This window comes from Psychroflexus sp. MES1-P1E (assembly GCF_002836055.1).
GTDB lineage: Bacteria > Bacteroidota > Bacteroidia > Flavobacteriales > Flavobacteriaceae > Psychroflexus.
In genome coordinates this window covers 1-11,580 of the sequence record NZ_PJBS01000097.1, presented here as the reverse complement: position 1 = coordinate 11,580, position 11,580 = coordinate 1, and the positions used below count along the sequence as shown (strand labels likewise).

At 32.1% G+C, this 11,580-nt stretch carries 10 protein-coding genes and 1 pseudogene; 3 read left to right on the top strand and 8 right to left on the bottom strand.

The annotated features are described in order from the left end of the window. From CXF67_RS02330 to CXF67_RS02315, 4 genes are all read right to left on the bottom strand, one after another. Positions 1 to 419: hypothetical protein (locus CXF67_RS02330; protein WP_145990349.1), on the bottom strand; the 419-nt coding region annotated here is incomplete at its 3' end. Positions 420 to 431: 12 nt separating this feature from the next. Then, a complete protein-coding gene (locus CXF67_RS02325; protein WP_102087280.1) occupies positions 432 to 1,568 on the bottom strand; it encodes a 3'-5' exonuclease in 1,137 nt (378 codons plus the stop codon). Positions 1,569 to 1,580: 12 nt separating this feature from the next. Beyond that, positions 1,581 to 4,028: an Hsp70 family protein gene (locus tag CXF67_RS02320; protein ID WP_102087279.1), complete on the bottom strand. Its 2,448-nt coding sequence runs from the start codon at positions 4,026 to 4,028 to the stop codon at positions 1,581 to 1,583. A 311-nt stretch (positions 4,029 to 4,339) separates the two neighbouring features. After that, positions 4,340 to 5,947, bottom strand: coding sequence for a DUF4435 domain-containing protein (locus CXF67_RS02315; protein WP_102087278.1), 1,608 nt, complete (start codon positions 5,945 to 5,947; stop codon positions 4,340 to 4,342). A gap of 377 nt (positions 5,948 to 6,324) precedes the next feature. Between CXF67_RS02315 and CXF67_RS02310 the strand changes: the two genes are divergently transcribed. The 3 genes from CXF67_RS02310 to CXF67_RS02295 all read left to right on the top strand — a co-directional run bounded on the left by CXF67_RS02310 (position 6,325) and on the right by CXF67_RS02295 (position 9,089). Continuing rightward, positions 6,325 to 7,194 (top strand): Lcl C-terminal domain-containing protein, encoded by an 870-nt coding sequence (locus tag CXF67_RS02310; RefSeq protein ID WP_102087277.1) that lies wholly within the window; start codon positions 6,325 to 6,327, stop codon positions 7,192 to 7,194. A gap of 54 nt (positions 7,195 to 7,248) precedes the next feature. Next, entirely contained in the window at positions 7,249 to 7,608 is a 360-nt protein-coding gene (locus CXF67_RS02305) for a four helix bundle protein (protein WP_102087276.1), read from the top strand. Between the two features lie 296 nt (positions 7,609 to 7,904). Continuing rightward, positions 7,905 to 9,089 (top strand): RNA-directed DNA polymerase, encoded by a 1,185-nt coding sequence (locus CXF67_RS02295; RefSeq protein WP_102087274.1) that lies wholly within the window; start codon positions 7,905 to 7,907, stop codon positions 9,087 to 9,089. Positions 9,090 to 9,210: 121 nt separating this feature from the next. On the opposite strand, the pseudogene CXF67_RS02290 reads toward CXF67_RS02295, so the two are convergent. The 4 genes and pseudogenes from CXF67_RS02290 to CXF67_RS18025 form a co-directional block, all read right to left on the bottom strand. Next, positions 9,211 to 9,381: pseudogene (locus CXF67_RS02290) on the bottom strand (tyrosine-type recombinase/integrase); the annotation flags it as partial. A 146-nt stretch (positions 9,382 to 9,527) separates the two neighbouring features. Beyond that, complete coding sequence (locus tag CXF67_RS02285; protein ID WP_102087273.1) at positions 9,528 to 10,787, bottom strand: DUF3987 domain-containing protein; 1,260 nt, start codon at positions 10,785 to 10,787, stop codon at positions 9,528 to 9,530. Between the two features lie 2 nt (positions 10,788 to 10,789). Next, complete coding sequence (locus tag CXF67_RS02280; protein ID WP_102087272.1) at positions 10,790 to 11,299, bottom strand: ribbon-helix-helix protein, CopG family; 510 nt, start codon at positions 11,297 to 11,299, stop codon at positions 10,790 to 10,792. A 3-nt stretch (positions 11,300 to 11,302) separates the two neighbouring features. Then, positions 11,303 to 11,580: hypothetical protein (locus tag CXF67_RS18025; protein WP_180957866.1), on the bottom strand; the 278-nt coding region annotated here is incomplete at its 5' end.

Sequence of the window (11,580 nt, the reverse complement as noted above, 5' to 3'; positions counted from 1 at the left end):
TGATTCTTAACGTCACATAAATTCCAAAAGGTTTTTGCACCTCTTTGCATTTCTTTAATATCTGTTTCTTCTTCAACTTTGCGAACAACATTTTCAAATCGAGCCTCACCGAAATTAAGTTTAGAATCAAATTTCATTTGATAAGAATTTTTAGCTGCTTTTGTAAGTGGAATTATTTCAACAACATTTTCAATTGCTAACCATATTTCATTAACAAGCTTGTTTTCAAAACCTATAATTAAATATTCTTCATCACCAACAAAATATGGTAATGACATAAACACTTCAAAAACCTTAGTATCAGCTTCTTTTTTTGTATGAGTAACTGTTTTAATTACCTTGTTTAGATTTAAAGGAATTTGACCAAAGCGGTAAAGCGAAGTAAATTCTTGTTTAGTTAAAATATAAAGATTATTCATTTCAAATATTATTTAAAAGTCAAAGTCAATATTAGTATTCGCATTATTGATAGAAGAACTTAAATCGATTCTTTGACAAGTAGATTCAAATTTCTCAACTAAATGATGTAAATATCCAGAATAAGTAATGAATAGATTCATTTTACTTCTTGTAATAGCAACCATAAATAAAGTTTCTTCATCACGTTTTGAAATACTAATATCATCTGATAAAAATGGAAGGAAAACATAATCAAAATCCATCCCTTTTGCACTGTGATAAGTCATTAATATTAGATTTCTATTTAGTTCTGCATTTTGGAAAGACCCATAACTATTACCAACGTACTCAACTTTCAACCCTTGATTTCTGAAATGGTTATTTAAAGAATTGTAATCAGGTTTCCCATAATTATTCTTTTGCATAGCCCACTCTGATTTTCCATTATTTCTTAGTAATTGATTAGCAAAATCAAATATATAATCGTGTTTAGGTAGAAGGACTACAGCAGTGTATCGCTCTGCAGTTGCATTTGATGCTTGTTCCCAAACATATTTTACTTCTTCTTTTTTATCATATGCTTTTCCTAACCTTACACTAACATCTTTTTTTGTCATATCTCTACGCGAGCCAAAAATGTCCATATTTGGAAGTAGATTTGAAACTGCATTCATAATTGACCTTGTCAACCTGTAAATTCGAGTAAGAACAAAAGGTCTTGCATTAATTATGTTCCCTATTTCACTTGGTGTTACTGTATTTTCATATATTGATTGATTTGAATCGCCTGCAACATAAACGTGTTGACTTCTTTCTTTCATTTGCGATAGAACATCTGTAGGTAAATCTTGAACCTCATCACAGAAAATGTAATCGTAAGTTTGATGACCTTTTTTGAATTGATGGTATGTCATAACGGGAACTGATGGCATACCTAATTCCGACATTCCTGTTTTAAACATATCAACTAATGAGTGCGTGTAAACAACAATACAAACATTAGAGTTTGGACTGCTATCTAATTTTTTTCTAAGTGCGTGAATTAACATTACTGATTTCCCACTTCCTGCAAAACCTTTTATCCAAATATTACCTTTATTATTGATTTTGTTATCGACAAAATCTTTTTGATCATCATCCATTCCGTCATATGTTATCATCCAGCCCATAGTATTCTTATTTTAAATATTTCGTAATCCGTTATCTTGTTTTACTTGAGTTAAATTATCAGAGTTATACATTTTTTCAAGTATCTCTTTCGGTTCACATTCCTCAATATGTTCAGCGTAATCGTATTTACCTAAGGACTTTGCACATGAGGAAAACCAACTATATTCCCACTTTTCCAATTTGTTATTCGATTCAAACTTCTTTTGCCACCTATCAAAAGCCTCTTGCATAAGTTTTTCACCTTCTACCTTTTTTCCGTCTTTAACATACTCTTTACCTAAATTATATGCTGATGTATTATTTGTTGGGTTTATATCATGAGCTTTTTCAAGGTATTCTTTGTATTTCTTTTTATCTTTATTTTTATACTGCATAGCAATATTAAAAGCTGTTGTTGACGAAGGGGTTTGTTCCATTGCTCTTTCATAATAAGAAATTGCTTTCTCTTTTTTTCCAGCGTTACTATAATGCAGACCAATATTGTTTAAATTTCCTTTTCCAGGAAACATTTCATCTATTTGCTCTAATGTTTCAGCGGCTTTGAATTCCATTCCAGTTTTTTGATATGCTTTATGTAAAGTTTGTAAAGCCGATAAAGTCGGTTCTCCTCCATTTCGTTCGCATTCAAGGTTAAAATCTCTTTCTGCTTTGAATTTTATCCTTTCCTCTGTGGTCATTTCTTTGTTTGCAAAAGGACTAAGAGGCTCTACCATTATTTTTTTACTGCCAGCAGATGCTCTAATTAAAAGCATTTTATCAGCATTTATCTCTATTTCAAGTTTTACGGATGTAGATAAAGAAAAACCTCCAGAATCAGGATTAAACAATTTAATATTGTAAAGAAGTTTGTTTTTGTTACCAACGCAAATAGGCAACTCAATAACTTCTTGACCATCTTTTTGAGGTGTAAGGTTGTCTACTATTTTTATGTCCGAAGGTATTACTGTTCCTGCTTCAACTATTGGCTCAACTATATCTCTGTAGCCATCTTTTGTAATAAGCATTACCGGCTCACTTGTAATTGGTTGGATTATATTTTTACCGAAACCATTATATATTAATGAATGAATTGCAGCCCCAGAAGAAACATGTGCTTGTAAGTCTTGTGGTAATAATATTTCTGATTCAGGAAAGTAATTACTTACTGCTTTTTGAATAAAAGGATTTTTAGCACTTCCACCAATAAACAGCACATAGTCAATTTCATCTATCTCTAAATTGGCTTTTTTTAGTGCTGACTTTATAGGAGTAAAAACGCTTACAAATTCAACTTCATTCTCAATTCTTTTTGTAGGTAAAGTATTATTCTCTTTTGTGAAAATAGTATTTATACCTGCAAATTCTTTAAATGTTAATTTTGGTTCTTCAATTGATAAAGTACCTTTCTTTGTTTCAATTTCTATTTTCTTGCCTAATGAGATGTGGTCTTTTGATAATGCTAATTCGGGTAATGCTTTTGTTGTTAATTGTAATGAGATAGTTTCACTCATCTTTATTTTTAATCGTTCTGCTGCAGCTAATAATTTTGGAATAATTAATTCATTTACCTCTCTTGTTCTGAAATCTTCAATTTTAACTCCGCTTCCGTCTAACAATTGCGGTAATAAAACATCTACTGCAATTAATTTGTCAATATCATTTCCTCCAAGTTTTTCAAATCTTGAAATAGCAATGTTTTTTGAATAAACACCATTATTATCTTTCCCTAATTCAAGTATTGATATGTCACAAGTTCCTGCACCAAAATCAAATACAAGTACATTTGGATAATAGTCTTCAGGTATTTGTAGTTGTTTACCCTCTACTGAAGTTTTTGAAACATAGCTTAAAAATGCAGCATTAGGCTCATCAATTAATGATTGTTTATTAATCATAAAGCCATTACTTTCTAAACTATCAACTAAATCTCTCCGTTGATTTGCTTCAAAAGATGCAGGAATACTTATAGCATATTGAATATTTGAAGGCAAAGAATTATTCTTTACATATCTTTCAATCTGTACTTTTAAATATTTAAAGAAAATTTTTGAAGCATCAATTGGATTTAGTATTGTTAGTTTATTGTGATTTTTTCCAAGTTCACTATTTGGATATTTACACCCAACATCTTCACCAAGTTCCATTTTAAATGAATGCCAAAGATTCTTACCTTGTCTTAGCTTAAACTTGAGTTGAGAAGCCCCTTCTCCAATTATTAGATTGTTATTGTGCCATGCAATAACAGAAGGTATTTTGTATGATGAAAAGATAGCTCCATCAGATAGTTTTTGGTTTAATTCAATTGGTTTTACAATAAGAGGTTCCTTATTTTGTCCTAACACTGCAATACTCACAACAGTTGTTGATGTGCCGAAGTCGATACCAACATAAGTTGTGTTCAGAATGTTTGCATTTCTTTCTGATAGCTTATCAGATGTCAAAACTGGTAATAATTTCTTAATCGTTAATTCTGTACTCATATCTATTTCTTTTTATTGAGCGTTGGCTAAAAAATAGCTCTTTTGGTTTTTTCAGCTTTTGCCTGTGTGTCGGCAAAAACCAAATGTGCTATTTGCGCTGTGGCTCTTTTTTCGCATGGCATACAACGTCTCGTATATGAAACGTAGCGTGTAAAAAGACGCTAACGTTTCGGATTATACACGAGCCGAATTTTTAAATTTTTCTTTTTATCTTAATCTTCTCAAAAAGCCAAATTTAAAAATTTGGCGGTCTTCATAAACATACATAAACCTCTCGAAAAGCCTTTAGTAGCTATGTTTTATATACATTGTTATGTGGCGTTTTTTATCACGTGTGCATCAATTGAATCGGCTATATTCTTGCTTATTTCGTTATTTTTTTTCAATAAAGTTATTACTAATTTTAAATAAGACTCTTTATTATTTAAACCAACCAAACTACACACTTTTGATTCTGGAATAAGTGCATTCTTTAAATTGAAAACTCTTAAAATACCCGAATAGTCCGAATCGTCTCTGATTTTTTCAAATTCTTCTTTCAAATTATCGAAAATATTTTGTTTATCAATGTTGCCAAAAGCTGTATCGACTTCCTGAATAACTGATGTAATGTTTTTTTCATTGAAACTTGAGGCGTTTATCATCTCTCTTCTCAATTTCTGTTGTAAATGAATTAATATTTGATTATCAATTTGGGTTGTCCAATAAGCTACTAAATTAGACTTAACTTGTGCAAAGGTTTCGTCCGCATCTTTCCCTAAGTGAGTTGCAATGGCTTTTACAATTTGTTCAATAAGTAAAAGATTTTCGGCTTCTGCTACGTCAAGAACCCATACTTGTTTAGAGTTTAATCTCGCAACATCATCATCTTGACGTCTGTCTCTATCAATTATTCCATTTGATTCTATATGATGAAAAGATTTTTCTTCATTAAAGGATTTAACTGTTTGAATAACTTTATCACAACTACCCAAAGGCTTTAAGGTGTTTTCTGAATAAACTTGTTCATAAAGTTGATAGTCAATACTGCTTTCATCTCCTTCGATAAATAACACAGGTTTTCTGCTTCCTAAAACTTCTAAATATAATTGTTCAGGTATTGGCATATTGTCTTCCAATATTTCAAAATCCCAAATTGATTGTCCCTCATAGGATTTAGCCCAAATTTTCTTTGCATTTTGTCTTGTGAATGCAAAATCAATGTCGTGTGTTAAATACACAAATGCAGAATCTGGTCTTTCATTTTCAATTAAGTCAAATAATTTTTTTATTAGCGACTTATGGATATGCATTTCCGGTTCATCTATTATTATAATAGAATTTTCTGGTGAACAAATGACCTCTCCAATTAAGTAAAAAATCACTCTTTCGCCATCACTTAACTCTTGAGCGTTATATAACGAATTTGGGCTTCCAGTTGGATATGATTCAATAACACCAGCTTTTATTTTTAATTTTCTATGCGGTAAAACTAACTCCCAAATTTTTTTAGTTCTGTCAATTCTAGTTTCAGGTGAGAGAACGTTTTGTTCTTTTGAGTTCGCTAAAGTCTCATATTCTTCGGTATGTAATAGAGTGAGCAGTTTTTCGTAATCATTTAGTAAATGGGTGTTAAAATTATTCCCCCATCTATTACTTTTCTTGTAAGTTAAGCTTTCGTATACTTCTCTGTTAGGGTGAGTTGAACCATACAAAAATTCATTTGTAGCTACTTCTAACGACTTTGGTCTAACTAAAGGTGGTATAGATAACGATTTTTGTGCAGATATTCTGTGTGAAATTGTATGATATTTTTCTTCAATATTAGCACCAAATCGAGTTTTCCCAGAGCCATTCGCACCGATTACTACTATTTGTTCAAATTCTATTTCGGGATTGCTATTTGGATTTCCTAATTTGGTTGGTAAGTTTATTTTCATTTAAATGATTTTTTTCAAATGCCACATAACGAGTTTGTATATGAAAAGTAGGGCATGGCGCAGCGTGCGGCTTGAAGCGGCGAAACCGACCAACATCTTCCTTTTCCTAGATTAATTGAGCCGCGTGCGAATCAGCAAGGCAAGCTAGTTCAGATTTATCCGAAACCAAGATAGTTAATTAATTGCATGAAACTTTCTATTACCTAAAATCTTGCCCTATTTTTTATATACTTTGTTACCATTAGTTATAATAAAGCTTCTTATTAAATTTAAATTATATTATTAGAACTATCTTGCAGCTCAATTAACCAAATTTATCCTTTCCTTTTCTCTCAATCTCTGAGTTAATTTTAGACGAATCTTTTAAAAATCAACGTATGAAAAGAATTACTTTTGCATTGTTACTATTGTTTTGTGCCACAACTTTCGCCCAAGACGGCATCAACTACAAAGCCTTAATTAAAGATAATTTGGGAGCTGTTGTAGCCAGCCAAACCATAGATGTTAATGCAGATACGGGTCCTACCGATGTATATGTAGAAACACATACGGGCGCCACAACAGACGCTAATGGTATTGTAATACTTACTATAGGAAGTGTTATTACACCAACTCTTGGTGTATTTGCTGATATAGATTGGGGAAGTGATACCCACTCCTTAAAAGTTGAGATAGATATAGAACAAGATGGTACTTTTGTAGATTTGGGTACGACACAATTTATGAGTGTACCTTATGCTTTACATTCTAAACCAGCAGAAAGTGTGACATCTACTTGCACTCTTTCAATAGGCGACACCTACCAAGGCGGTATTATTTTCTATTTAGATGGATCGGGCTGTCATGGGTTGGTTGCCAAAGCATCTAATGAGACTGGCGTATACAAATGGTCAACTACGAATTTTAGTACATGGGCTTTGGCAAATGGAATTTTTGGAGGTGCTCAAAACACAAAAAAAAGTATTGCGAAAGCTTTAGATAACAGTTCTTTATGTCCTGCGGCGGATCAATGTGAAGGGCTATCTGATGGGGGATTTACAGATTGGTATTTACCATCAAAAGATGAATTAGACATGATGTATGTAAACCTCCATCTTCAAGGCCTTGGCGGTTTTAGTAATTTATCCTACTGGAGTTCTACGGAGAAATATATCAATTTCGCGTGGGTTCAGGGTTTCTACAATGGGGCTCAGGTCAACGGCGTTAAGGGCGTCGCAGGCCTCGTGCGTGCTGTTAGAGCTTTTTAACAATTTAGTTATTTATCAATTTAAATAGTGCCGCGTAAGCGGTCGATTTTACAAATGGCATTACATACCGAGTTACCGGTTTATAGAGATACTTATAAATTAGTATTAGAAGTTTTTGTAAGCACAAAAAATTTCCCCAAAGAATACAAGTATAGTTTGGGTAGAGATATGGAGCGCGATGTGCTCGTATTAATGCGCTGTATTTACAGAGCTAACAGAGCGCAAGAAAAAGCGACCTTTTTAAATGAATTTTTAGATAATTTTGAAATATTAAAATTAGAAATTAGGGTTTGTGTAGATTTAAAACTCGTGTCTATAAAACGGCAGAGTGTTTTGGCAGAGCTTATGAACAATATAGGAAAGCAAGTGGTAGGCTGGAAAAACAGTGCTACTTCTAACGCCAGAATTGTGTAAGACCAAGGTTTTACCAAGTGTGCGTTTATTTTGAAAAGGCACCTTAGCTATATGGTATAACGTATAGCAAAATAGCGCTCCTTACCAGTCGGTAATGGTTCAAAAATTAAGGTGTTGTATTACTACTGGAGTTCTACGGAGAACAATAACAATAACGCGTGGAAACAGAATTTCAACAATGGTAATCAGAACAACAACAATAAGAACAACACAAACAACGTGCGTGCTGTTAGAGCTTTTCAAACTTTCTTAATAGAAGGCGGCATTTTTGCCGCCTTTTTTAATGCTATATTTTTATGGTAGAGGAACAGACTATTCCATTAGCAGACTTGTTTAAAGCGTATTACAGTTGCAGAAAAAACAAACGTAATACTATAAATGCATTGGCTTTTGAGCTTAATTTGGAAGAAAACCTTATTGCCTTAAAAACAGAAATAGAAAGCGGCAGTTACAAACCAAGCAGTTCTATAGCTTTTGTAGTAGATAAACCCGTAAAACGCGAAATATTTGCAGCTAGTTTTAGAGACAGAGTCGTACATCATTTTCTAATACAAAAAATGAATGCCGTATTTGAGCAATATTTTGTGTACGACAGCTATGCCTGCCGTAAAGGTAAAGGGACTCATTTTGGTATTGCTAGGGTAGATGGTTTTATACGTAAATGCTCAAAAAATTACACACAAGATTGCTATGTTTTAAAATTAGACATTAAAGGCTTTTTTATGCACATAAACAAAGCCATTTTATATACTAAAATAAAAACCTTATTTACTGAAAAATATAAGGGAGCAGATAAAGAGTTGTATCTAAACCTTTGTAAAACGATACTATTTAATGAACCTGTAAACAATGCGATAATTAAGGGCAGATTAAGTAATTGGGATGCTCTTCCAAAAGATAAAAGTTTATTTGCTGCAAAACGTGGTTATGGTTTACCTATCGGAAACTTAACAAGTCAGGTTTTTGCCAATGTGTATATGAGTAGTTTTGATCATTTTATAAAACACCAATTGGGTATTAAATATTACGGAAGGTACGTAGATGATTTTATATTGGTTCATTCCAATAAAGCCTATTTAAAGGGATTAATCCCAGTTATAGCAAGCTTTTTAAAAAAGGAGTTGCATTTAAAATTACATCCTAAGAAAATATATTTGCAGCATTATAGCAAAGGTATTAGCTATATAGGAGGTTTTATAAAACCCAATAGAAATTATGTTAGTAAGCGCACCAAAGGAAATTTTTATGACGCCATACACTATCAAAATAAACTATTAGAGCATACTATAAACCCTAATAACGCAGAAAAGCAATTGTTTTTAAGTAGTATGAATTCTTATTTGGGTATTCTGGGACATTATACCTCTTATAAACTACGCAAATTATATGTATCAGAAAGACTCTCTAAAAAATGGTTGACACATTTTTCAGTTAACAATAGTTTCACGAAGTTCAATAAACTTAAAGCACTGAATGCTTAATATAAAACACTAATTTTTTTCGGAGTAATTAATGGTAACAACGGTATATAGAACATAATGTTCTATATAACACCAATATAGGATATATATAACATATGTTCTATATATCTTTTATATAATTCTAAGAATCAAGAGGATTTTTTAGTGTTTTAAAAGTATTTGTTGCTACATGAGTATAAATCTCAGTGGTCTTGCTAGAGCTATGACCCAATAATACTTGAATTTGTCTTAAGTCAACAACAGCCTCTAGGAGATGTGTAGCAAAACTATGCCTAAGCATATTTTGTACTACATTATTAATATCTCTCGATTTCGGGTGTCATTAATTAATGCGATAAAACTGGAAACTAGAAAAAAAAGCCTGCAAAGTCATAATCAAATGAATTACAGGCTTTTAAAATGAGAGCGTGAAATGTTTCAAGTTTCCTGTTTCCTATGCTAAGCTCTCTTCCATAATTTAGAAACCTGGCCTTTTGAAATGCCAAGAACGTCTACTACAGACTTTTGAGATGCATTATTAGCCTTCGCCAATTTGATCACATCTTTTTTATTAATGTCTATCCTATTTCTCATTGTAATTAATTTTTTAAAGTTAAGAATGTAGAAATCTATTAATCGCTTTGCTTGTAGTACTGTTCCAGACTCTATTTTTGATTTGAATGTTCCTTCCTCGCAATTCTCCATTAAAAAGCAGATTATTACTAGTTTGTGTAAGTATATTAACATTTTAGAATAATATTCTTTTAGCGGAGATTCCGCATTAGATTTGTCTGTTTCTAGTTGCTGTGTAAACTTGAACAACAATTTTTCCGCAGACGGTGTATAATGTAATCTAATCTCTGGCTCTTCTTCTTCTGGCTCTTCGCTTTGCTTTTTGTATTTTAATAAATTTTGAATAGCTATGTTATAACGTTTAAGTTTATGCTCATCAATTTTATCCCTTGTTACGGTAGAATTATTTGTTATCATCGTGGTAAATAAAAGCCTATCGATCAGTCCTGAACCAACTAGAGATTTACTAAAGAGATCTGGTATAAATTGATGCTGTATGCCTCCAAGCATAGTTAAATATGCTTGTTTTATTCTAAAGGTATCAGTGGTTTTTCTACTTACATCCACAATGCCATTAGTAAATGCTTCCAAAAGAAAAACTTCCCATTCATGTCCATCCCTACTATTTACATTATTCATCTTTTGAATAATAGCTCTTATTTCATCGAAACATAAACCTATTCCACTCGAATTTTGGTAATGTATGAGCTGAGCTTTTTCAATGGTAGCGTTTTGTATTAATATTTGCTTACGTGGTACCTCATTGTTTTCAGTATCCTTTCCTCTTTGCTCGTCAAATAGTTCGTAAGACTCATTATCAAAGTCCATTATAGGCTTTGTAGCAATCTTCAGAGCTTCAGTTTTAGCATCGCCACGACTTCCAACAATAATGAAGTAGCCATTTGCATAGTTTTTATAATTGAGCTCTTTGGTGTAGAATGTTTTGCCAATAGCTGAACTGATAGTATATAAAATTGAGCTCAATGAGTATTCTTTAGGCACTCGCTTACAATTGAAACCTTCTTGAATTATATGCCTGAATAATTCAGGCATATTTTCTATAATCTTATCTGATTGATTTCTTAATTCGTTATCTATTGAATTAGAATCAACTTTATTTTCGCTGTTTTTATTCTCTTCCGCCATAACTAATCAGTAAAAGGAATTAATAGTTCTTGATCAGTATACCATCGAATCATATTCACATCTGATCTGAGAATATACTCATATAATTTGTCATTGTTAGGAAAGTCAAATTGATGAAAACTTTCGTCCTCTAAAGATATTCTCAGCTCTTTACCAATTTCTGTCATTGCATCCTTGAAAGGCATTGTAAACAATTGACTTTGTTTTACTTTTTCTATCGTCTTAATAAGGTATTCGTAGAACTCATCTATTTCATCAGCTCTTGGTTCGAACTTTTTATCATAGATCCAAAACAACAACTCCATAAATCCTAAGCTATTAATCAATTCATGATCTGTTTTGGTATTGTAATACCTTCCCTCACCCAGATCAATAATTTCTGGTTCAATTAGTTTTTCTTCAATTAAAGGTCTGATGAGTTGTGAATGGCTTTGACCAGTTAGTTCACTTATTCTTTCAAGCTTTTGTTTTAATTCTTCGGTAACTCTTATGGATATAATTTTAGTTTTCATAATTTATTGTCTTTTAGGATTAGTTGTTTCTTTACTTTGATTATTCAAATAGATATCTATGATTGAACATTTTTCAATCTTGGAATTGATATCCCTAAATACTCTTACGACGACTCCTCCACCATAGGGATTGTCTTTAAGAGCCTGATTAATTTGATTTGCAAGGAGATTAGTCGTAGGCTTAGGGTTTTTAAGCAATCTATCTTTTAGAGCTTCTACTATATGTCTTAGCCTGTAAGATTCTTTTCTTCCGTGGTTATCAAGTTTAGAAAAATGATCTA